General features: G+C 67.8%; 27 protein-coding genes, 1 pseudogene and 1 riboswitch. Of the genes and pseudogenes, 9 read left to right on the top strand and 19 right to left on the bottom strand.

The window, feature by feature from the left end; translation table 11 throughout:
• Positions 1–19 precede the first annotated feature (19 nt).
• Positions 20–1,114: a substrate-binding domain-containing protein gene (locus tag AB0F51_RS38530; RefSeq protein WP_360288602.1), complete on the bottom strand. Its 1,095-nt coding sequence runs from the start codon at positions 1,112–1,114 to the stop codon at positions 20–22.
• Positions 1,115–1,259: 145 nt separating this feature from the next.
• On the opposite strand from AB0F51_RS38530, the gene AB0F51_RS38525 reads away from it, so the two are divergent.
• Positions 1,260–1,955 carry a GntR family transcriptional regulator gene (locus AB0F51_RS38525; RefSeq protein ID WP_360288600.1) on the top strand — a complete coding sequence of 232 codons (696 nt, stop codon included), beginning with the start codon at positions 1,260–1,262 and terminating at the stop codon, positions 1,953–1,955.
• A gap of 17 nt (positions 1,956–1,972) precedes the next feature.
• Positions 1,973–2,824 carry a fumarylacetoacetate hydrolase family protein gene (locus AB0F51_RS38520; protein WP_360288598.1) on the top strand — a complete coding sequence of 284 codons (852 nt, stop codon included), beginning with the start codon at positions 1,973–1,975 and terminating at the stop codon, positions 2,822–2,824.
• 161 nt (positions 2,825–2,985) lie between these two features.
• Here AB0F51_RS38520 and AB0F51_RS38515 read toward each other — a convergent pair whose 3' ends face one another.
• Both AB0F51_RS38515 and AB0F51_RS38510 read right to left on the bottom strand, forming a co-directional pair.
• The gene (locus AB0F51_RS38515; protein WP_360288596.1) at positions 2,986–4,002 is read right to left on the bottom strand and encodes a HEAT repeat domain-containing protein; all 1,017 of its coding nucleotides are present in this window, start codon (positions 4,000–4,002) and stop codon (positions 2,986–2,988) included.
• Complete coding sequence (locus AB0F51_RS38510) at positions 3,996–4,679, bottom strand: HEAT repeat domain-containing protein (RefSeq protein WP_360288644.1); 684 nt, start codon at positions 4,677–4,679, stop codon at positions 3,996–3,998. Before AB0F51_RS38510 ends, AB0F51_RS38515 begins: the two co-directional genes overlap by 7 nt.
• Positions 4,680–4,777: 98 nt before the next feature.
• Between AB0F51_RS38510 and AB0F51_RS38505 the strand changes: the two genes are divergently transcribed.
• Positions 4,778–5,155 (top strand): VOC family protein, encoded by a 378-nt coding sequence (locus AB0F51_RS38505; protein WP_360288594.1) that lies wholly within the window; start codon positions 4,778–4,780, stop codon positions 5,153–5,155.
• 1 nt (position 5,156) lies between these two features.
• Here the strand turns inward: AB0F51_RS38505 and AB0F51_RS38500 are convergent, their stop codons facing one another.
• The 3 genes from AB0F51_RS38500 to AB0F51_RS38490 are packed head-to-tail and all read right to left on the bottom strand — an operon-like array spanning position 5,157 to position 6,784.
• Positions 5,157–5,810, bottom strand: coding sequence for a histidine phosphatase family protein (locus AB0F51_RS38500; protein WP_360288592.1), 654 nt, complete (start codon positions 5,808–5,810; stop codon positions 5,157–5,159).
• Positions 5,807–6,574, bottom strand: coding sequence for a CbtA family protein (locus AB0F51_RS38495; RefSeq protein ID WP_360288590.1), 768 nt, complete (start codon positions 6,572–6,574; stop codon positions 5,807–5,809). The genes AB0F51_RS38500 and AB0F51_RS38495 overlap by 4 nt, the downstream gene beginning before the upstream one ends.
• Positions 6,575–6,580: 6 nt before the next feature.
• Positions 6,581–6,784: a CbtB domain-containing protein gene (locus AB0F51_RS38490; protein ID WP_360288588.1), complete on the bottom strand. Its 204-nt coding sequence runs from the start codon at positions 6,782–6,784 to the stop codon at positions 6,581–6,583.
• A 52-nt stretch (positions 6,785–6,836) separates the two neighbouring features.
• Positions 6,837–6,901, bottom strand: a riboswitch (cobalamin riboswitch).
• Between the two features lie 121 nt (positions 6,902–7,022).
• Between AB0F51_RS38490 and AB0F51_RS38485 the strand changes: the two genes are divergently transcribed.
• Positions 7,023–7,661 carry a LysE family translocator gene (locus AB0F51_RS38485; protein ID WP_360288586.1) on the top strand — a complete coding sequence of 213 codons (639 nt, stop codon included), beginning with the start codon at positions 7,023–7,025 and terminating at the stop codon, positions 7,659–7,661.
• 96 nt (positions 7,662–7,757) lie between these two features.
• Here AB0F51_RS38485 and AB0F51_RS38480 read toward each other — a convergent pair whose 3' ends face one another.
• The 5 genes from AB0F51_RS38480 to AB0F51_RS38460 all read right to left on the bottom strand — a co-directional run bounded on the left by AB0F51_RS38480 (position 7,758) and on the right by AB0F51_RS38460 (position 13,204).
• Positions 7,758–8,315 (bottom strand): hypothetical protein, encoded by a 558-nt coding sequence (locus tag AB0F51_RS38480; RefSeq protein ID WP_360288584.1) that lies wholly within the window; start codon positions 8,313–8,315, stop codon positions 7,758–7,760.
• A 204-nt stretch (positions 8,316–8,519) separates the two neighbouring features.
• The gene (locus AB0F51_RS38475) at positions 8,520–9,905 is read right to left on the bottom strand and encodes an MFS transporter (protein ID WP_360288582.1); all 1,386 of its coding nucleotides are present in this window, start codon (positions 9,903–9,905) and stop codon (positions 8,520–8,522) included.
• Positions 9,906–9,973: 68 nt separating this feature from the next.
• A complete protein-coding gene (locus tag AB0F51_RS38470; RefSeq protein WP_360288580.1) occupies positions 9,974–10,342 on the bottom strand; it encodes a DUF1304 domain-containing protein in 369 nt (122 codons plus the stop codon).
• Positions 10,339–11,256: a hypothetical protein gene (locus tag AB0F51_RS38465; RefSeq protein WP_360288578.1), complete on the bottom strand. Its 918-nt coding sequence runs from the start codon at positions 11,254–11,256 to the stop codon at positions 10,339–10,341. The genes AB0F51_RS38470 and AB0F51_RS38465 overlap by 4 nt, the downstream gene beginning before the upstream one ends.
• Positions 11,257–11,404: 148 nt before the next feature.
• Positions 11,405–13,204, bottom strand: a complete 1,800-nt coding sequence (locus AB0F51_RS38460) for a DEAD/DEAH box helicase (protein ID WP_360288576.1) — start codon at positions 13,202–13,204, stop codon at positions 11,405–11,407.
• Between the two features lie 189 nt (positions 13,205–13,393).
• Here AB0F51_RS38460 and AB0F51_RS38455 point away from each other — a divergent pair, with 189 nt between their 5' ends.
• Entirely contained in the window at positions 13,394–13,909 is a 516-nt protein-coding gene (locus AB0F51_RS38455) for a DinB family protein (protein WP_360288574.1), read from the top strand.
• A 164-nt stretch (positions 13,910–14,073) separates the two neighbouring features.
• Here the strand turns inward: AB0F51_RS38455 and AB0F51_RS38450 are convergent, their stop codons facing one another.
• The 3 genes from AB0F51_RS38450 to AB0F51_RS38440 are packed head-to-tail and all read right to left on the bottom strand — an operon-like array spanning position 14,074 to position 15,544.
• Positions 14,074–14,745 (bottom strand): TetR family transcriptional regulator, encoded by a 672-nt coding sequence (locus AB0F51_RS38450; protein ID WP_360288572.1) that lies wholly within the window; start codon positions 14,743–14,745, stop codon positions 14,074–14,076.
• Positions 14,717–15,139 (bottom strand): DCC1-like thiol-disulfide oxidoreductase family protein, encoded by a 423-nt coding sequence (locus AB0F51_RS38445; RefSeq protein ID WP_360288571.1) that lies wholly within the window; start codon positions 15,137–15,139, stop codon positions 14,717–14,719. The genes AB0F51_RS38450 and AB0F51_RS38445 overlap by 29 nt, the downstream gene beginning before the upstream one ends.
• Positions 15,140–15,145: 6 nt before the next feature.
• Complete coding sequence (locus AB0F51_RS38440; RefSeq protein ID WP_360288642.1) at positions 15,146–15,544, bottom strand: hypothetical protein; 399 nt, start codon at positions 15,542–15,544, stop codon at positions 15,146–15,148.
• A gap of 293 nt (positions 15,545–15,837) precedes the next feature.
• Between AB0F51_RS38440 and AB0F51_RS38435 the strand changes: the two genes are divergently transcribed.
• Positions 15,838–17,313 (top strand): ankyrin repeat domain-containing protein, encoded by a 1,476-nt coding sequence (locus AB0F51_RS38435; protein ID WP_360288569.1) that lies wholly within the window; start codon positions 15,838–15,840, stop codon positions 17,311–17,313.
• On the opposite strand, the gene AB0F51_RS38430 is transcribed toward AB0F51_RS38435, so the two are convergent.
• Positions 17,303–18,427 (bottom strand): ionic transporter y4hA, encoded by a 1,125-nt coding sequence (locus AB0F51_RS38430; protein ID WP_360288567.1) that lies wholly within the window; start codon positions 18,425–18,427, stop codon positions 17,303–17,305. The two genes, AB0F51_RS38435 and AB0F51_RS38430, sit on opposite strands and share 11 nt — an antisense overlap.
• Positions 18,428–18,449: 22 nt before the next feature.
• On the opposite strand from AB0F51_RS38430, the gene AB0F51_RS38425 reads away from it, so the two are divergent.
• Positions 18,450–18,947 (top strand): GNAT family N-acetyltransferase, encoded by a 498-nt coding sequence (locus tag AB0F51_RS38425; RefSeq protein WP_360288565.1) that lies wholly within the window; start codon positions 18,450–18,452, stop codon positions 18,945–18,947.
• Here AB0F51_RS38425 and AB0F51_RS38420 read toward each other — a convergent pair.
• Entirely contained in the window at positions 18,944–19,339 is a 396-nt protein-coding gene (locus AB0F51_RS38420; protein ID WP_360288563.1) for a VOC family protein, read from the bottom strand. The two genes, AB0F51_RS38425 and AB0F51_RS38420, sit on opposite strands and share 4 nt — an antisense overlap.
• Before the next feature lie 48 nt (positions 19,340–19,387).
• Here AB0F51_RS38420 and AB0F51_RS38415 point away from each other — a divergent pair, with 48 nt between their 5' ends.
• On the top strand, positions 19,388–20,281 hold the full coding sequence (locus tag AB0F51_RS38415; RefSeq protein ID WP_360288562.1) for a hypothetical protein: 894 nt from the start codon (positions 19,388–19,390) through the stop codon (positions 20,279–20,281).
• Here AB0F51_RS38415 and AB0F51_RS38410 read toward each other — a convergent pair.
• On the bottom strand, positions 20,253–20,447 hold the full coding sequence (locus AB0F51_RS38410; RefSeq protein WP_360288560.1) for a hypothetical protein: 195 nt from the start codon (positions 20,445–20,447) through the stop codon (positions 20,253–20,255). The genes AB0F51_RS38415 and AB0F51_RS38410 overlap by 29 nt on opposite strands.
• A gap of 1 nt (position 20,448) precedes the next feature.
• Entirely contained in the window at positions 20,449–20,688 is a 240-nt protein-coding gene (locus tag AB0F51_RS38405; protein WP_360288648.1) for a hypothetical protein, read from the bottom strand.
• Between the two features lie 30 nt (positions 20,689–20,718).
• Between AB0F51_RS38405 and AB0F51_RS38400 the strand changes: the two genes are divergently transcribed.
• The gene (locus tag AB0F51_RS38400; protein WP_360288646.1) at positions 20,719–20,913 is read left to right on the top strand and encodes a hypothetical protein; all 195 of its coding nucleotides are present in this window, start codon (positions 20,719–20,721) and stop codon (positions 20,911–20,913) included.
• Positions 20,914–20,933: 20 nt separating this feature from the next.
• Here the strand turns inward: AB0F51_RS38400 and AB0F51_RS38395 are convergent.
• Positions 20,934–20,987, bottom strand: a pseudogene (locus AB0F51_RS38395) (hypothetical protein); the annotation flags it as partial.
• Positions 20,988–21,004: the final 17 nt, after the last annotated feature.

Genomic DNA, 21,004 nt, shown 5'->3' with positions numbered 1-21,004 from the left:
GGCAAGGTTTCGGCTCCGGTCACGAACAGCTCAGCTGAGTCGCGAATTCCTTCTGCAGCTCGGTGGTCTTGGCCTTGCGCTCGGTGTCGTAGCTGTCCACGTTCGTCTTGGTGACCACGAACGAACCGGAGTCGACGATCACGCCGGGCGTCTTCATCGTGCACTGCTTGGAGCCGAGCAGAGCGAGCAGCCAGCCGCCGACGTACGCCTGGCCGACCGGGTTCTGGGTCACCGTCGCCGCGACACCGCCGGACTTGATCCCGGCCAAGATCTTGGCGTCGTCGTCGATCGCCACCACCTTGATCGGAAGCTTGCTGCTGGCAACACCGTCGGCCGCGGCCACGGCCGGGTTGTAGGCGGTGGTGACGATGCCCTTGATCTCCTTGCCCTTCGAGGCGAGCAGGTCGGCGACCGCCTTCTGCGCGGTCTGCAGGTCCTTGTCGATGTCGGTGATCTCCGGCAGCTGGGTGACCTTGCCGTTCGTCTCGGCGACCGCCTTCTTCACCCCGGCGATCCGGCGCTGGGTGTTCGAGTCGACGTTGTTGCCGGTCAGGTGGACGATCGTGCCGGCCCCGCCGATCGCCTCGATCGTTGCCTTGGCCGCCTTGTACGCCGCCGCCTCGACATCGGTGGACAGGCAGAAATCGGCCGAGTTCGTGTCACCGGCCGGGCAGGACGCGAGCGAACCGACCGCGAACCCCTTGGCCTTCAGGTCCTCGAAGGTCGAGTTGATGTCGGTCGGCGACACCCCGAAGATGCCGAACGCGTTGTAGCCCTGCGCGGCCAGCGAGTTGATCACGTTGTTCTGCTTGCCCTGATCCCACTCGCCGGTCTCGTTGAAGGTGGCGTCACCGAGCTTGAAATCGGTCTTGTCCAGCTCGGCCGTGGTCTTCCACGGCTGGAAGTACGGGTGCGCCCCGCCGGGGATGAGGGCCAGCTTCACCTTGGAACCGTCCTTGAGCTCCACCGGGCCGGTCGACGTACCGGTGGAAGCGTCGTCCTTGGCGGTCCCGCCGGCAGTGTCGTTGGAGGCCTTGGTGCTGCAGCCGGTCGCGGCGAGCGCGACGAGGGCCAGCCCAACGGCGGTCTTCCGGGAGAGTGAGTGGACGTTCATGGGGCTGACTCCTCAAAGATCCTATAGGATATTGCTTAGCTGATGCTGCCGCCTCACACTGGTGGCGTCAAGACTTGCCGGGGTAACGACTGAGCACCCAACCGGTGGGTCGGGCATGATAGGGGCTGGCTCGGGAGGAGCGACAGTGACAGATGCGCACGTGGGTCTGGCGGGGCAGCTCGCCCGCCTGCCTCAGCGACAGGTACTGAGCGACGACGTCTACGAGACCGTCAAAGGCCTGATCATGGACAGCGTCGTCGAGCCGGGCACCCGGCTGAACATCGACGCGCTGACCCGCGAACTCGGCATCTCGCAGACGCCGATCCGCGAATCGCTCGCCCGGCTGGAGTCCGACGGGCTGGTCATCAAGGAGCCGCTGCGCGGGTACCGCGTCTCCTCCCGGCTGACCCGGGAGGAGTTCGAGGATCTCTTCGAGTACCGGCTGCTGATCGAGCCCTGGGCAGCCGGCCGCGCCGCCGAGCGGACCGCCCCGGACGACATGACCCGGCTCAAGAACGAGATGCTCAGCTACACCGACGTACCGGATCGTCCCGACTACGACAGTTACAAGGCGATGGCCGCGCACGACCAGCGGTTCCACGACCTCGTCCTCGAACTGTCCGGCAACGAGACCGCCCGGCAGTCCTTCGCGCGGACCCATTGCCACCTGCACCTGTTCCGCCTGTACTACGGCGGCGGGATCGCGACCAAGGCGCTGCGCGAGCACAAGACGATCGTGGCCGCGGTCCGCAAGGGCGATCCCCAGGAGGCGGCTGCCGCGATGCACGCACACATCGAAGCGTCCCGGGCCCGGCTGCGGCCTGTGTTCGACCAACAGTGAATTCTTAGGAGAGTTCTGTGGAACTGCTGCGCCTCGGCGCGGTCGGTGAAGAGCGCCCGTACGCGCGCTCGGCCGACGGCACCGTCTACGACCTGAGCTCCGTCACCGCCGACATCGACGGCGCCTTCCTCGCCTCCGACGGCATCGCCCGCGCCCGAGCCGCCCTGGAAGCCGGCACCCTGCCGGTCGCCTCCACCGACGGCCTCCGCGTCGGCGCCCCGATCGCGAAACCGGCCGCCGTCGTCTGCATCGGTCAGAACTACGCGGCCCACGCCGCCGAGTCCGGCGCCGAACCGCCCGCCAACCCGATCGTCTTCTTCAAGCACCCGAACACTGTCGTGGGCCCGTACGACGAGGTGCTGATCCCGCGGGGTTCCACGAAGACTGACTGGGAGGTGGAGCTCGCGGTCGTCATTGGGAAGACGGCTCGGTACATCTCTAGTGATGAAGAGGCGCTGGCCTGCGTCGCGGGGTACACGGTTTCCAACGACGTGTCGGAGCGGGCGTTCCAGCTCGAGGTGTCCGGCGGCCAGTGGTCGAAGGGCAAGTGCTGCGAGACGTTCAACCCGCTCGGACCGGCGCTGGTACCGGCTGATGAGGTGGGTGACCCGCAGTCGCTCGACCTGAAGTCTTGGGTCAACGGCGAAGTGCGGCAGTCCTCGAACACCCGCGACATGATCTTCTCCGTGGCCGCGCTGATCCGCGACCTGTCGCAGTACATGACGCTGGATCCGGGAGACGTGGTGAACACCGGTACGCCGGAAGGCGTCGCGCTGTCGGGCCGCTTCCCGTACCTGTCGGTCGGCGACACGATGGAATGCGAAATCCAAGGCCTGGGCAAGCAAAAGCAAACCCTCGGCAAGGCCTGATCCCCCACGCAGCCTCCGCCGCTCGCTCCTCCGTCGCTCACCGCGTCGACTGCTCCCACCCACCCCGCACGCGGACTCCTCCGTCGCCCGCTGAGTGAGAACCTGACGCTCGGGTGCACCCACGTGCGGGGTCGGCCGCACCGCAGCTCGCATTGGGTCGGTCAGTTGGTGGAGCGGCTCTCGACTACTGCGAGGAGGGCTGTGGCGACGAGGGCAACCGAGCGGTCTTCGTCGTAGGTCAACTGTTGGAGGGTGCTCTTCGCGACGGGCGCCGGTAGTTCGGCGAGTGCTTGGATCAGGCGGATTCGCACGGAGGAGTCGGCAGAATGCGTGGACAGCTCGGCGGTTAACGCGTTCATGATCTGGTTGGCCGGGCCGGGGTCCAGCGACAAAGCTCCTAGGATTTCGGCTGCCTCGACGTCGTTGGTGCCGTCGACGATCATGGCGACGAGGGTTGGCGCGGCTGCGGTGGAGCCGGTCTTGCCCGTCGCGAGGGCAGCGTGTCTGCGGACCATTGGGTCTGGGTCGCCGAGCGCATCGGCGAGCGCAGCGGTCGCGCCCGGCGTTTCGGCCATCGCGGCGACGGCCAGCACAGCGCGTCGTCGTACGTCGACGTCGTCCGAATAGACGCCCGCCACCACACTCGCGACCCCATCACCACCCGCCCGAGCCAACGCCCATCGGAGTGCGCCGGCGACATTCGGGTCGGACTCGGCGAGGACCGCGGCAGCCAAAAGATCGGTCGGGACCGGTACATCGTCCGCCGGGGCCAGGACGGCCTGTTGGCGGCGGGCGGCGTTGGGCGAGTTGAGTCCGTGGAGCAGTTTGACGATGCGCAGGACGTCCTGCCAGGCGGACGGCGTCGAGGCGTCGACGGTGCGGAGTCGGTCGAGCAACTCCTGTTCCCGCTTCAGTCGATCCTCGCTCCGGCGGATGAGGTCGGCGACCAGCGCGGACGGGGTGAAGGCGGGATCCTCCAAAGCACGCCCGATCTGGCGCAGCGACAACCCAAGAGTTCGCAGGCTTTCCACGTGGAAGATCCGGCGGATGTCCTCCTCGGAGTACTCGCGATATCCGCCCACCGTCCGACCGGTTGGGCGCACCAGCCCGAGGGAGTCGTAGTGCCGGAGCATCCGGCAGCTCACCCCCGAGCGGCGCGCCACTTCACCGATCAGCACTCTGCCGCCTCGACCTGTTCGGGTCCGAGCGCGGCGATTCGCTTCGCCTCGTGAACGGCCGGGTCGAAGCCGGCTTCCGGATCGCGGAGAAGCAGTTCCGTTGCACGAGCATGCGCGGCCACCTTTGGATCCTCGCTCACCCGCGCCTCCCGCAGTACCGGCTCGATCAGCTCACCGAGTACTACGAGCGCTCGGCTGAGACTCAGTTGGACACTCCGATCGCCGCGACCGAGTTGCGTGGCCAGCTCCGCGGCCAACGCTTCCCGCTCGCCCGCGGGTACGAGGATGACGGCAGCACGCCACGCACTCCGCGCGACCTCATCGTCGGCGTCCCGCAGCAACGACGACGTGATCGACGGCCACACGTCCCGATCCCCGATCTTGGACAAGGTGTGCAACGCCTGACTCCGAGCCTGAGCCCGCTCCGACCGGAGCTCCGCGACCAGCCTCGGCACGGTGATCTCCGACGGCAGCCGGTTCAATGCCCAGGTCAACATGTCCCGCACGAAGAAGTCCACCTCGACTGCACACCGCTCCACCAACGCGTCGACCAGCGCCGGGTCAGGCTCGGTACCAACCGCCATCACGGCCCGAAGCCGCGCCGACGAGTCGCCGGCCCGCAACGCCTCGATCAGCCGCGCATTCTCCTGTGGCGAGTAGATGACAACCACCTCCATCACCCACTCAAGACCTTGTCACAGTGTCAAGGTCAAACCCGGCCGCCGTGACCGAATTCAGGTGGCGGCGCTGTGGACCTGTACGGCAGTGTCAGGGGATGACTTCTGTTGTGCGGACTGTGACGTTCGATGCCAAGGACCCGTACGAGTTGGCCGGCTTCTGGCTGAAGGTACTGCGGGCGGAACGGCCGGAGGACGACCAGCCGGGTGATCCGTACGCCGCGGTGAACACGCCTGAGGTGAAGTTGCTCTTCGAGCAGAACAACGACGAGAAGGCAGTCAAGAACCGCCTCCACCTCGACCTCGTACCGGACGGCCCACGGGACGAGGAGGTCGAGTGGTTGCTCACCCTCGGCGCCACCGTCTACCAGGACCGCCGCGAACCCGACGGCACCGGCTGGGTCGTCATGCACGACCCCGAAGCCAACGAATTCTGCGTACTCCGCAGCGCCGCCGAACGCGCCGCCACCAGCTGACTCAGCCGAAGGTCAGGGACCAGATTCCGGTGTGGGCTGAGAGTCGTACGACGGACAGAGGGCGGACGTCGACGTGGCGCAGGGACTCGGCGGGTGCGTCGAGTACGTAGAGCACGGCCGCTCGCACAACTGCCGGATGCACCACCGCCGCGACCGTGCGCCGCCCCGATTGGCCCCGGGAGCCGGCCGGCTCCGCGGCATCCGCTTCGCCGTCCTGGCCGCGCGAGTCGGCTCGGCCCGCTTCGCCAAAGGAGCCTGCGGACTCCGACGAGTCCGCCTGGGTCAGATCGCCCAGCCAGTCGGCTACTCGGGTTATGACGTCGTTTTCGGTTTCGCCGCCGGGGGGCGCGGTGTGGGGGCGGTCGAGCCAGGCGGCGACGGACTCTGGGGAAGCTGCTAGCAGGTCCTCGAGTTCGCGGCCGGTCCACTCGCCGTAGTGGCGGTCTCGCAAGGCCGGCACCACGACGGGGGTCAGACCCAGCGCCGACGCGGTTGACAGTGCGGCTGTCTCCGGGCCGGCGTACACCTCGTCGGCGTCGATCTTCAGTTCGCGGGCGGCTTCGACGCCGGCCGGGTCGGGTTCGGCGTCACCGCCGAGGACGAGTCCGCGCAGGGCGGGGGTCAGCGCGTGCGCGACCAGCGTCAGCGACGTCAAGCGGCTACCACCTCAGGTTCGACCTTCCCCGTACGACGGTCGGTCGCCGCCGCGTAGCCGAGCCCGAGGAGCAGCCAGAGTGTGGTCTGGGTGCCCAGCGAGGCCAGCCGGAACTGCCACAGCAGCGTAGCGGGGAACGACCCAGGAACCTCGTTGATCGCCGGGAGAATCAGGTACGCGGCGATAACCGTCACGAGGAACGCGGCCGCACCGGCAGCGATCCGGATCCAGGGAGCCGACCCGAAGCGAGCCGACCAGCGCGACGCGGCGACACCACCCCAGACCGCGAGCAGGCCGAGCACCAGCGTCAGTAGATAGGTGACAGTCCGCTGAGTGATCGTCTCGGGATCACCGACAGCGGGCGGGTTCGGCGGGTACTTCAAAAACGGCACCAGCACGATCCCGACGTACCCGGCCGCGGCCAGCCCCAGAGCGGCGTACGAGTCGCTGGAGGTGCGCAGGCGCCGGCGCAGCAGGGTGTAGCCGACCGCGAAGATGCCGCCGAGCGCGACGCCGTACAGGGAAGTCGCGAGGAACAGCCCGAACCGCTGGCCGTCGCGGCTCACCAGAGGCTCCTCCCCGGGTTCAGCGGGGACGGCCTTGCCGTTGGCGTCATGGGTGTGCGCGGCCCCGGCCGCCTCTTCGATCGCGATCGCGGAGTCGATGTGCGGTTCGCCCGTCACGTACGCGAAAGTTCCGGCCAGCAGGCCGGCGAAGAGACCGACGATCAGTCCGCGCACCAGGAGCGATCCGAAGGTGCGCATGTCAGGTCAGTGGCAGGGCACGCCGAGCAGGTGACGACCGTCGTGCATCAGCTCGTGCAGGTACATCCCGGACTGCGACAGTGCGCCCTGGTCGAAGGCGACCAGGTAGGCCAGCATCAGCGCCAGGCCGGTGGTGAGCAGAGCGATCGCGAGCAGCCGCGGCGAAACAGCCGGTACGGCGACCGAGCGGGCAGGCGTGGGTACGGACATGAAGACCTCCTAGGGAAGTGCGCGTCCCTTTCGAAAGGCTGCTGGTACCCGAGCGTCCTGACTCACGAGCAAGCTCGCTCACAGTGGCGCGGCCGTACCGGTCTCTCACCGGTTTCCCTCATGGCACCGCAGGTTGTCTCTGGCAAGGTAGCGGCCCCGTTCCACCGGGGTCAACGCACCGCGAGGGCGCGATGACAAAGATCACCCGTACTCCGGTCCGCTGGCCTACGCTGGCTGGATGCCGTCCACCCATCACCTGGTCGCGTTCGCGATCACCGCGCTGGTCATCATCGTCGTCCCCGGTCCGAGCGTGCTGTTCATCGTCGGGCGGGCTCTCGCGGTCGGCCGGCGTGAGGCCGTGCTGACCATGCTGGGCAACACCGCCGGTGCCGCGGTGATGCTGCTTGCCGTCGCATTCGGGCTCGGCGCCCTGATCGCGGCCAGCACGATCGCGCTGACGATCGTGAAACTCGTCGGCGCGGCGTACCTGGTCTATCTCGGGGTGCACGCCTTCCGCAGTCGCAAGTCACTGGCCGAGGCGATGGCGAGCGGGGTGAAGCCAGGCAGTGCCCGCCGGGCCTTGCGGCAGGGCTTCCTGGTCGGTCTGACCAACGCGAAGACGGCGGTGTTCTTCGCGGCCGTGCTGCCGCAATTCGTGGACAAGAACGCTGGCTCGGCCACCCTGCAGATCCTGCTGCTCGGCCTGGTCTTCATGCTGATCGCCCTGTGCTCGGACAGCCTGTGGGCGCTGGCCGCCGGCACGGCACGCCAGTGGTTCGCCCGCTCACCCCGCCGCCTGGAGCTCGTCGGCGGCACCGGCGGCCTGATGATCATCGGCCTCGGCGCCAGCATCGCCGTCACCGGCGCCAAGGACTAGCGGACCGGCGACAACACCAATGAGGCGACGAGTTGCTCGCCGGCAGGACCGTCGCGACGGTCCTGCCGGCGGAGAGTCGACCATTGGCGTCTGTGTCTACTTCCGGACCAGCTGCAGAGCACGCTCCGTCAGCAGCAACGCAACGTCGACCGCCTTGTCATCGATGAGCGGGCAGTTCACCGCGTACTTCTGCGACTCGACTACATCTCTGAACTTGATCCGCTCGTCATCCAGATCTTCGACGTCTTCAGGACGAAGCCGTACCGTCAGGCCACCGTTGCTCGGTCGTACGTAGACCACCGCGCCGAACCGACGCGGTCCCGCGTCGCGAACCATCAGGTAGTCCGTCAGCCCATCCTTCGAGCGCTGCGACTCACCAGCTTCCACCACTGTGCCGAGCTCGACCACCCGTTGTAGGAAGTCCAGGATTCTCTCTGCCACCGGACCCTCCGCAGCGCGGGTGTAGATGAACTGCTTGAAGAAGAAGTCGTCCTCGCCGGCCCAGTTCCCCCCACCAGCTGCGCGCGCTGGCTGCGGATCGTTGCCGTCCGGGAGTACGTCGGTGGCGCTGACCACCGTTGCCTCCCCCTCCCCTCGTATCCGTCGCTCGTACTCGACGACCTCGTCGACAGTTCCCTCGATGATTCGCACCATCCGCCCCTAACACTCATGCGTGAGCATTTTTGCTCACGCATGAGAACGTAGCTTCTGTAGACGCTTCGGTCTACTCCTCGCGGGTTGTAATCTTCTTACGCGATTGCGGGTGCGCCTGACAGAGCACTCGAGTAGCATCCGCGACGCCTCCCGGCAGAGCGGCGCGCTCGGACCGATTTGTTCAGCCTGCGGACCTATTCCCCATCAGGAGCCCGCTCGGCGACCGGCGAGAATTCCGATCAAGGCGAGCAGTGCAGGGAGGCCGAAGGCGGTTAGGTAGGCCGTTGTCGGGGCGTGCGGCTCGATGATGGCGAACAAGGAGCCGCCTACCGCCAGCACGGTGGCAGTGGCCAGTGCGTCGCTGAGCTGCAGGGCCGAGCTGTTCGTGCCCTGCTCCTCGCGGCTGGAGTACTCCAGCACCAGCACCGACAGCGTCGGGAACACAGTTCCCATCCCGAGGCCAGCCAGCCCCCAGCCGAGGATGCCGACCACAACCGGCACGTGCGGGTTGAGCGTGAGCGCGGCCGTCACGATGCCGAGCACGATCGAGATCATCCCGGCCTGCAGGAACACCGCATGCGAGAACGGCTGCTTCGGGCGCCCCCGGTACCAAGTGGCCGCAGTCCAGGACAACGCGCTGACGGTCAGCACCAGCCCGGCGTACGACGGCGACAGGCCCCGCTCGCGAGTCAGCATCAGCGGCAGGAACACCTCAGCGCCGAATCCCGATGCCGCGACAAACCCACGCAGGGCGACGACCGAAGGCAGTCCCGAGCCCAGCCGGAACGTTCCCACCGGCAACAGCTTCGGCACGAAGGCAGTGAGACCGACCAGCCCGAGCACCACCAGCACCGGCTGGAGCACCCCGCGCTGCTGACCGCCATAGCTGAGCAGACCGACCCCGACCGCCGCCGCGACCGCCCACAACGCTCGCCGATCCCACATCGACCGGTCGGTCTGCTCGACGGAGCCGGCATCCATCCGTGCCAGCCCCGGTCGCATGACCAGGACCGCCGGGACCGCGAGCACCGGTACTGCGAGGAACACGATCCGCCAGCTCGCGTGTTCGACGATCAACCCGGCGATCGCCGGCCCGACCAGCGACGGAACGACCCAGCCGGTCGCGAAGGCGGCGAAAATCCGGGGCCGCAACTCCGGTGGGTAGAGGTGACCGACGACGACGTACAAGGCGACGGTGACCAGACCGCCACCGAAGCCCTGGATGAACCGGCCCGCGACCAGCAGCTCCATGGTCGGGGCGGATCCGGCGAGGATCAGGCCGACCAGGAACCACGCGGTGCCGTACCAGAGCGGCCGGGCCGGACCTTTCAGGTCACTCCAGGTGCCGGAGACAACCATCGCGACGACACTCGACGCGAGCGGCCCACCGAAGGCCAGCGCGTACAGCGCGAGCCCGTCGAGCGCCTGCGCCGCGGTCGGCATCGCGGTCGTGACGGCCAGCGACTCGAACGCGATCAGGGTGATCAGCGCAACCATGCCAATCGTCAACGCCCGGTACTGCGGGGAGAGCACGCCGGCTCGTTTCGGGGCGAGCGTGGGGCCGGCCGGGACTTCTGCGGTGGTGGTCATGCCCGGTAGCCTGCGAGTTCAACCGCACTTGAAGTCAACACCATAAGTTCAAGCACGGTTGAGCTTGTTCAGAGCACTGCGGCGAGCACGAGTGCGATGATCGGCGGACCCGCCTGCATAGCAGCGGCTCGCACCATCCGGCGGTTCGACGCGACCAGGACGACACCGGCGCCGGCCATGCAGGCACACGCGAACAGCGAGATCGCGTGCCCTTTGTCGCCCCCGGCAACAAGTCCGCCGAGCGCGCCGAGCGCGAGGAACAGGTTGTAGAAGCCCTGGTTGTAGGCCCACGGCTTCGCGATCTTCGCCTCGGCCTCGTTCGGGACCCCGAAGCGTTTGTAGGTGCTCGGCTTCAGGAAGAGGAGACTCTCCATGGCGAAGACGGCGAGGTGGAAGACACCGGCCAGGACGACGAAGATCTGAGCGATCGTGTTCACTCGCGCACCGTACCGCGCAGGACGAATGCGCGAGCGGGATTGGCCACAAACAGCTGTGTCGCGATCTCTTCGCCGAAGTACCGGACCAGTCGCGGCCGCAGCCCGGTCAGGAGATAAGGGATGCCGGGGCCTTCGCCGGTCGCCGCCCGGGCGCGCGCCGTGGTCGTGTCACCACCGAGCAGCAGGCGGTCGGCGTACCCGGCGTCGATGAGCGCGGCCAGACAGTCGAACAACCGTGGATCGGTGGCGTTGTTCGCACGCGACGGCCCGTCGAAGGCCAGGAACGATCCACGCGCGGCGAGGTCAAGGTGGAACCGATGATCCGGGAAACGGTTGAGATGCCCGAGGATCACGCTCTCCGGCGCCACCCCCGATTCATCGACCAGCAGATCCAGTACTGCGTCCGCGGCCGTCCCGAGTTCGTGGTGGATCGCGATCGGCGCCCCGGTCGCGTGATGCGCCTCGGCCGCGGCGACCATCACCACCCGGGCATGCTCGTCGAGAATGTGGAACCCACCGGCGACCTTGATCAGTCCCGCGCGCACCCCCGAGTCGCCGATCCCCTCGGTCACCTCCCGGACAAAGATGTCAGCAAGCTCCGGCCGAACCTCGTCGACCAGCCCGGCCGGGTAGTGCTCCGCCCGGTGCAGCCCGGTCGCGGCGACCAGATGGACTCCCGTGTCAGCGGAGATCTTGGCAAGGTCACCAGCCCGCCGTCCCAACCCGTACGGCGTCCACTGCACGATCGTCCGGCCACCCAGCTCGGCAAACGCCCGTACTTCGCGCGTCGCCGCCTCGCTGTCGTCGAGCTCCTGGCCCGGCAGCAACGCGCTGCGGAAGAACAGGTGATCGTGGGCATCCGTCACCCCCAACTGATCGGCCGCCAAGTCACCCAGCACAGTCCTGACCGTCATCAACGCCTCCACCTCGCACAGAAAAGGGCCCGATCAGACAATGCCTGACCGGGCCCTTCCCATACCAACTGTTATCGCACTGTCTCAACGAGAGCCAGCGACAGCCGCCTCACCGGCGGTGCCGGCGACTGCGGTCGACGGTCCTGCGTCAGCGGGCGCGGCGTGCTCCGCCTGCGCGGGTGCCGGCAGAGAAGGCTGCAGCGCCTGCGGGACGACTGCTCGCACCGGGTGTCGTGGTGCTGTACGTCTTCGGAGCAGAGGCGCCACCGCGACCCTGTGACCGGGTCTTGGTCGCCTGGCCTCCGCCCTTGCCACCGGAGCCAGCGCCCCGGCCGCCACCGCTCGCACCGCGGCCGCTACCGGAGCTGGCGTTGCCACCCGTCCCGGCGCCACGGCCACCTGCGGAGCGAGCACCGCGACCAGAGCCCTGGCTGGATCCAGCACCAGCACCAGCGCCACGGCGTGCACCGCGGCCGCGACCTCCGCCACCGCCAGTACGGCGTACCGAGTCTTCCTCGGTGACGACCTTGATGGTCGGCGTCACGAAGGTCCGCTCGCCCGGAGCAAGCTTGGCCAGCAGCGGGTCGCCGACGTGGAGCTTGGTCACGGTGGCGGCGATGCCGGCCTTGCGGGTCAGGTCCCGGACGTCGCGGACCTGGTCGTCGGTCATCAGCGTGACGACGGTGCCCTCCGCGCCTGCGCGCGCAGTACGGCCGGACCTGTGCAGGTAGGCCTTGTGCTCGATCGGCGGGTCGGCGTGGATCACCAGCGTGACGTCGTCGACGTGGATACCCCGCGCGGCGATGTCGGTGGCGACCAGCGTCTTGGCCGAACCGTCGGAGAAGGCTTCCAGGTTCCGCGTGCGAGCACCCTGGGACAGGTTGCCGTGCAGCTCGACGGCCGGGACGCCCTGCGCGATGAGCTTCTTGGTGAGCGACTTCGCCCCGTACTTCGTCCGGGTGAAGACGAGCGTGCGGCCGGGCGCCGCGGTCAGGTCGACGAGCACGGGCAACCGGCTGTCGGCCTGAACGTGCAGCACGTGGTGGGTCATCTTCGCGACCGGCGACTGGGCCGAGTCGACGCTGTGGGTGACCGGCGACTTCATGAACCGCCGGACCAGGACGTCGACACCGGCGTCCAGGGTGGCCGAGAACAGCAGCCGCTGGGCGTTCGCCGGAGTCGCCTCGAGGATCCGCCGTACGGCGGGCAGGAAGCCGAGATCGGCCATGTGGTCGGCCTCGTCCAGCACGGTGATCTCGACCTGGTCGAGCTTGGCGTGCCCGGTCTTGACGTGGTCCTCGAGCCGGCCCGGGCAGGCGATCACGATGTCGACGCCACGCCGCAGCGCGGTGATCTGCGGACCGGCGCCGACGCCACCGAAGATGGTCATCGTGCGCAGGTCGAGCGCGTCGGTCAGCGGCGTGATCGAGGCCTGGATCTGGGTCGCGAGCTCACGGGTCGGCGCCAGGATCAAGGCGCGCGGGTGATTCGGCCGGCGCTTGCTGGTGCTGGTGGTGAGCCGAGCCAGGACCGGCAGCACGAACGCGTAGGTCTTGCCGGAACCGGTCCGGCCGCGGCCGAGCACATCCTTGCCGGCCAGCGAGTCCGGCAGCGTCGCCGCCTGGATCGGGAAAGGCTTGAGGATGCCGGCCGTGGCCAGCGCCTTGACCAGACCGGCCGGAACGCCGAGCTGGTCGAAGGTGACGTTCTCGTCGATCGCAGCGGGAGCGACCTCGGCGTACGCCTCGGTCTTGCTCACGGCCTGCTGGCGCTCGCCGTTGCTCTGGGCCAGCGGCTGGGCACCGTCGGTACCGGGATTGTTGCCGTTGGCACCGGTACGGCGACGGCGGCGCGGGCGGGCCGGGGCTTCACCCTGGGCGCGCGCAGGTCGTTCGGTGGAGCTGGGGGTGGAAGTGGACGTGGTCGTGCTGGGGCGGCGTGCCGCCATGAAGTACTCCAAAGATCGGGGGGTCGTCCTGCCCGGCGCAGCCTCTGGGCCGCGGCGCGTGGTGGTCGACTGCTAGCGCAGCGTATGCACTGAATCGGCCCGAGGCAGAACTGGGCGGGCCGTCACCAACAGTGTACGGCACGCCAGGACCACTGGCAGAGAGTTACCTGATCTGGATATCTTCTGCCGGTGACAGCTGAGGAATTCCGGGTCAGCCCGCCGACCGTAGCCAGTGAGCGCGAACTCCTCCAGGGGTTCCTCGACTTCCACCGCGGGACCCTGCTGTGGAAAACCTCCGGCCTGACCGGCGAGCAACTCACCGAGACGAAGATCGAGCCGTCCACGATGACGCTGCTCGGGCTGATCCGGCACGCGACCGAGGTCGAGCGGTACTGGTTCCAGATCTGCCTGGACGGCCGGCCCTTCGACCTGCTGAAGACCTGGAGCCAGGAGTACCCCGACGGCGACTTCGACCTGGTCGACCCGGCCCACGCCGAGGAGGACCTGGCCGACTTCCGCGCAACCACCAAGCTCTCCGACGAGATCGCGGCCGGCTACTCCCTCGACCACGTCTTCGTCCGCCCGAAGATCGGCACCGAACACTCGGTCCGCTCGCTCTACCTGCACATGATCCAGGAATACGCCCGCCACAACGGCCACGCCGACCTCTTCCGCCAACGCTTCGACGGCCTGACGGGCGAGTAGAACCCCGTACTACGGCCGCCCACGCGTGCTCCTCCGTCGCCCGCTCCCCAGCTACCTCGCTCCTCCGTCGCTCGTCCCGCTGCCGTGAGTACCTGACGCACAGCCGACTCCCATGCCTGGCCAGTCCGCCAACTGCTGAGGTGTCGCTTGTCGGCGGGGAGTGCTCATGCGGTTTTGATTGAGCGGATTACGCCGATGAGGTCGTTGGCTACGCCGCGGACGCCGGGGATTCGGGTTAGGCGGAGTAGGCGGTCGATCAGGGGGACCGTGCTGGTGATCAGCAGGTGGGTGCGGCGGAGGCTTTCGCTGTCGTCGTGGACCCAGAACAGGACGATTCCCATCTGGAGCAGCCAGAGGAGTTCGGGCAGCTCGGCTCGTAGGTCTGCGGGAAGCTTGATGTCCGAGCCCTCCACCACCTGGCGGAAGATCTCGATACTCGCCTCGCGGGCCGGGCGGGACTGTTCACTGAACGGTGACAGCGGGCTCTTCGGTTCTGCCGCCGTCTTGAAGAAGGTGCCGGCGAACTCGTGGTACGGCTCCGACACCTCCAGCCAGCTGCGCAGTACGCCGGTGAGCCGCTTGGTGAACGACTTCTCGTCCGCCAGGATCTCCGCGACCGCTTCGCGATGCAGCACCTGCAGGTGGTCGTAGTACGCCTGCATCAGGTGTTCTTTGGAGCTGTAGTAGTAGTACGCGTTGCCGACCGAGACGCCCGCCTCGGCGGCGATGGCTCGCATGGTTGTCTTGCCGTAGCCCTGCTCGCGGAACAACCGCAGAGCCGTCGACAGGATCAGCTCACGCGTCTGCTCACCCTTGGCGGTCGCACTGTCCGTCACATCCGTCAGCGTAGTCACCTCTGTCCCCCTCCCGGTTCCAGCTCCGCAACCCGGCCGCCGCCTGCACCATCGCCCGCGCCACCGGCCGCATCGCCGGACTTGCCAGCCGTACTGCGGTAGCGCGGTGCTCCCGGGTCGCCCACAGACACACGATCCAGGCCCGGTCGCCGACGTACACCGCTCCGTCGTCGGCGACCACAGTCACCTCGCGCAGTGTGGCCGCGTGATCCAGCCCCGGGTACAGCTGCCTGGCCTTCGTCGACCCCGCCGCGACGAATCCGAGCCGCACCACTCCACCCTGCCCGTTGCGGGCGGGTGCCTGCGCCGCCAGCCACTCCTTGAAGCGCCGGCAGAGCCCACACTGCGCGTCGTACAGGACCACCAGTTCTTGCATGGTCGGTCAGTAGGCGCCGACGACGACGTGGTTGTTCGGCGGAACCGGCGGCGACGTCATCTCCTCCAGCCGGCTGCGGCGGCGGATCGCGTTGAAGATCCACACGTTCATCAGATGCAGCACCCCGAGCACCACCATCACGATGCCGAGCTTCACGCTGAGCTGCTCGATCACCCCCCGCGCGTCGACCACCGTGCTGCCGCTGCGCAGGAACAGTGTCACGAACCCGAGGTTGACCAGGTAGAACCCCACCACCAGCAGCCTGTTCACCGCATCGGCGAAGTCGTCGTTGCCATGGAACACGTCGACCAGGAAGATCCGCCCGTTCCGGCTCAGCGTGCGGGCCACCCAGATGGTCAGCGGCACCGCGATCGACAGGTAGATCAGATAGCTCACCACCGTCATGCTCACCACGTCCTCACTTTTTTGAACACGTTCAACTCTTGGACAGGACTGAGACTAGCCCTGAGTTTTGAACATGTTCAAGAACAGGCCGAGGTGACCTGGGTCTCAGCGACGCCGGCAGCGGTTGCTGTAGCACTGCGGTGGGTGGGGGTCGTAGGATCGGGGTCAGGCGCTCGGGGTGCCGCCGGTTCGCGGGAAGGGCTTAGCCCACCTGGATTTGAGGTTGTGGTTGTACGGCCTACCTCCTTTCTCGCCTGTCGATGCGGACAGCAGGCATTAGAGAGGAGGTCGCTATGCCGACCCGGAACCTTCCCCACCCGCCGAACCTCGACCACCTGAAGAAGCAGGCCAAAGCGCTGCTCAAGCAGGTGCGTGCCGACGATTCTCAGGCCTTGGCCCTGGCGCGTGAGTTTCACCCGATGAGCGCGCCAGCGCACACGCAACCTCTCAACACTCTTGCGGACGCGCAGCTCGTGGTCGCTCGCAGTTACGGCTTTGCCAGCTGGCCGCGGTTGGTGCGTCATCTTGCGACCGTCGAGCAGTACAGCCGATCGCCGCACCTCCAGCAGGTCGGCGGCCCGCTCGACACTCCCGGTCAGCGCATCGACGAGTTTCTCCGCCTCGCCACTCTGCACTACGGACAGGACGACCCGGCCCGCCAAGCCGCCGCCCAGAACCTCGTCCACGAAGTTGCTCTAAGCAACATCTACACCCAGGTCGTAGCAGGCGAAGTCGAAGCGGTCCGTACGACGCTCGCCGCGGACCCGTCGCTGGCTCGTCGCGAAGGCGGCCCGTTCCGCTGGGAACCCCTGCTGTACTTGACCTACTCGCGCCTTCCCGTCCCCCAGGACGCCCCACTGCAGATCGCCAAACTACTCCTCGCCCACGGCGCCGACCCCAACGCGGGCTATCTCTGGGAAGGCCTGACGTCACCCTTCACCGCACTGACCGGCGCCTTCGGACGCGGCGAAGGCGACCAACCGCCACATCAGAACCGACTCGACCTGGCCCGGCTCCTGCTCGAAGCCGGCGCCGACCCGAACGACAGCCAGACGATGTACAACTGCGGCCCCGGCTGCCCACCGCCGTACGACGACGACCATCTGGACCTGCTCCTCGAGTTCGGTCTCGGCCGGGGCGACGGCGGCCCGTGGCACGAGCGCATGACCGCCGAGGGCAATGCAAGCGAGCACCCGACTCCGCGCCAGCTCCTGGAAGACGAGCTGGTCTTCGCCTCGTCGGCCGGCCTGCTGCACCGAGTCGAGCTAGTGCTTGCCCAAGGCATCGACCCCGACGGCCGGGGTACCGAGCATCCGATCTTCTGCGGACACCGCGCCTACGAGTTGGCCGCCGTACAGGGATACACCGAGATCGCCGACCGGCTGCGGGCGGCCGGCGCGGCACCACTCGACGACGTCCACGAGCTGTACGCCGCCGCCTTCCGCGGCGAGTCGGTCGACGCAGACCCCGACCTGACAGCCCGCGCCGTACGGCGAAACCCGCTCCTGCCGATCCGGGCGGCCGAGCGCGGCCGGACCGAGGCGCTGGAACCCCTGCAACGGTTGGGCTTCGACCTCAATGTGCTGGCGCGGAACACGCCCTTGCACCAGGCAGCATTCTGGGGGCACCTCGACACCGTCAAGAAGCTGATCGAGCTGGGTGCCGATCCTACGATCGAGGATCCGGCGTACCGGAGTACGCCGCGTGGCTGGGCGGAGCACAACCACCAGCAGGAGGTCGTCGACTACCTGGACAGCCTCACGGACTGACGGCGAGGAAGAGGAAGGAACTGAAGATCATCAGGTGGACCGCGCCCTGCAACAGGGTGGCCCGGCCGGTCGCCAGGGTGAGCATGCTGACCACCACGGTGAGCACGAACAGCACCAGTTCCTTGCTGCCCAGGCCGAGCACGAGCGGCCCGCTGAGCCAGATCGACGCGATGGCGATCGCCGGGATCGTCAGTCCGATACTGGCCAGGGCCGAACCGAGCGCGAGGTTCAAGCTGGTCTGAAGACGGTCCCGCAGTGCAGCCCGTACTGCGGCGACCGTCTCCGGCAGCAGAACCAGTAGCGCGATCATCACGCCGACCACCGCGAGCGGCGCACCGGCCGACTCGACGGCGGACTCCAGCTTCGGCGAGACCGTCTTGGCCAGGCCAACTACCGCGACTAGGCAACCAAACAGCAGGGCGAGGCTCACCAGCGCGACCTTGCCGCTGGGCGCCGCGGCATGCGCCTCATCTTCTTCCTCAACGGCTAGTGGGGCGGCTCCCGCATCCGCCGACTCCACGACCGGCAGGAAGTAGTCGCGATGCCGGATCGTCTGGACGAAGACGAAGACGCCGTACATCACCAGCGACGCGACCCCGGCGAAGGCGAGCTGCGGACCGCTGAAGGTGGCCCCCGGAGTACTGGTCGTGAAGGTCGGCAGGACCAGGCTGAGGGTGACCAGCGCGGTCATCACGGCCAGTGCGCTGCCGGACGCGTGCACCCGGAACTCCTGCGTCTTGTGCCGCAACGAGCCGACCACGAGGGCGAGGCCGAGGATGCCGTTGCAGGTGATCATCACCGCGGCGAACACGGTGTCGCGGGCGAGTGACGCCGCCTTGTCGCCACCCGACGCCATCAGCGTCACGATCAGGGCGACTTCGATCACGGTCACCGCGAGAGCCAGGATCAGCGTCCCGAACGGTTCACCGACGCGATGCGCGACGACCTCCGCATGGTGGACGGCGGCGATCACGGCGGCACCGAGGCCGGCGCAGATGAGGATCAGCAGCACTGCACCGGGTTTGCGGCCCCAGGACAGCACCAGGACGACGAGAGCGAGCGGGGGCACGGCCAGACTCCAGCGCGGCAGCCCATGAACGACAGAGTTGGTCATCCCCTGTGATTCTATCGGTCCCATGGAAATCCGAGAGGCCGCCGCAGCGGACTGGGACGCGATCTGGCCGTTCTTCCACGAGATCATCACGGCTCGCGAGACGTACACCTACGATCCGGAACTGAGCTTCGAGCAGGCACGAGCGATGTGGATGTCACCGTCCTCGTCGCCGCCGGCCCGGACCACGGTCGCGATCGATGCCGAGGGCAAGGTTCTGGGCAGCGCCAACATGTACCCGAACCGCCCCGGACCGGGCGCGCACGTGGCCAGCGCGAGCTTCATGGTCGACACCGCGGCGCGCGGTCAGGGCGTCGGCCGGGCACTCTGCCAGGACATGATCGACTGGGCCGGGCGCAGCGGGTTCCGCGCGATCCAGTTCAACGCGGTGGTGGAGTCCAACACCACCGCCGTCAAACTCTGGCAGTCACTGGGCTTCGACATCATCGGCACAGTGCCCGAAGCCTTCCTCAGCCCGACCCACGGTTACGTCGGGCTGCACGTGATGCACCGCGCGCTCTAGAGGGTGGCCAACTCCTCGGGAGTGAAGGCACGCAGTACGCAGAACTCGTTGCCTTCCGGGTCGTTCATCACGACCCAGGAGACGGAGTCGTCCTGCCCGACCGAGGCGCGCTTGCCGCCCAGCCGCTCGATCCGCTCGACCTCGGCCGCCTGGTCATCAGGACGCAGGTCCATGTGAAGCCGGTTCTTGATCGTCTTCGTCTCGTCGGCCGGCACCTTGACGAACAGGATGTCCGGTACGACGCCGTCCTCCCGGCTGCCCTGCGGCGGCTCGAGCACCGACTCCTTCTCGACCTCGTGGGTGATCCGCCACCCGAGCACCTCCGCCCAGAAGCGCGCCTGCGCGGCGGGGTCGATCGCGTCGTAGATCACACACTGCACCCGAATACTCATGGCCTACACCCTCTCATCCGAGGGGATTCATCTGCTTTGATCGGAAGCATGACCGAGTCGCGCGCCCGGCGCCTGTGGAAAGTTCTCGAGCCGTACCACGCGATCACCTACTTCGCGCCCGACACGAGGAAGGCCACCGACGCACTCGGCCTCCGCGGGGGCTGGATGAGCTACTTCGCCTGCCGTGCGGCTCCACTAGGCCCAGTGGGCCCGGGGCTCGTCACAGCGGTCTTCTACAACTTCCACCCGTCCATGGTCGCCCGCGCGATCCCTGACGCCTGGGGCTTCGCCACGCCCGCACAGCTGCTCACCGCTCGCCTGGAGGCGGTCGACAGCGCAGTACGCCGCTTCCCAGCCACCGGTACTCCGGTACGCCGGGCCGCCGAGCTGGCTCGCCAGGCGGCCGAGTTGGCGCCGACAGCGGGCCGGCCACTCGGTGCGGCCAACGCTGCGCTCGACTGGCCGGATGAGCCGCACCTGGTGTTGTGGCAGGCCAGCACGATCCTCAGAGAGTCGCGTGGCGACGGGCATGTCGCCGCACTGGTCGGGGCGCAACTGTCGCCGTGCCAGGCGTGTGTGACCATCTCTGCCGCCGGCGGGCCGTCCAAGGAGGTGTTCCAGCTCAACAGGCGCTGGAGCGACGAGGAGTGGGCCGAAGCCGAGGAGGATCTCCGGGTACGCGGGCTGCTGGACGCGGACGGCGTACTGACTGAGGCAGGGCGAGCACTGCGGCAGCAGGTCGAGGAGACCACCGACAGGTTGGCCGAGCAGGGCTGGTCCGCCTTTGGCGACTCCAACGCCGAGGAACTGGATCGCCTGGTCCGGCCGATCAGTGGCGCGATCATGGCCGCCGGGCTGGTCCCAGCCGACAACCCGATGGCTATGCGCTGGGACCCCGCAGACCTGCCGACCGCTACCGCTTCTGCGGACCCCGGAAAGTGACGTAGAGCAGGGCGACTCCGAAGGCCGCGACCACCGGGCCGATGACAGCCCAGATCTGCTTGCCCGACATCGAACTGCCGCCGATGTAGCCGAGCCCCTGCAACGCCCAGACCACGCCGAGCACGGTCAGCAACAAACCCAGAGCAAGCGGTATGGCCTTCTTCATCTCACGATCCTATTGTGGATGCGACGTGCTGGATGGCCTTGGCCAAGTCTTCGCCCTTGGGCGCTTTTGCGGGGTCGAACAGCCACAGGGCGATCACGCCGAGCAGCAGCGCCTGGTAGAAGGCGCCGACCTGCTGGGTCGTCTCCGGGTCCGTGTTCTCGTCCGCGGAGCCGAACAGCATCGCCACACCCTCGCGCGCCTCGACCTGCTGCTTCGACAGCTCCGCGAGCAGCTCCGGCAAATGTGCGCCCGACTCAGTACTTCGTACTGCGTGACCCACAGCGCGCGCGTCGCCGGCGACGACAAGGTCTCGACCGCCTGTCCCCAGGTCGCGACGAACCGCTCCCGGGCGTCGACGTTCGGCGGCAATCCGGCGCTCATCGTCTCGCCGACCTGCGCACCCCACTCGTCCAGCGCCTGCCGCATCGCCTCGTTCAGCAGAGCTTCCTTGGAGCCGAAGTGGTAACCGATCGCGGCCAGGCTCACCCCGGCCGCCGTCGCGATGTCCCGCGCGGTGGTCCGGCTGTACCCGTTCTCCATCAGGCAACTCTTGGCGC

The sequence above is a fragment of the Kribbella sp. NPDC023855 genome (assembly GCF_040639475.1).
Lineage (GTDB): Bacteria > Actinomycetota > Actinomycetes > Propionibacteriales > Kribbellaceae > Kribbella.
Note: the sequence above shows the minus strand (reverse complement) of the source record. Positions and strands in the feature narration are given on the sequence as shown.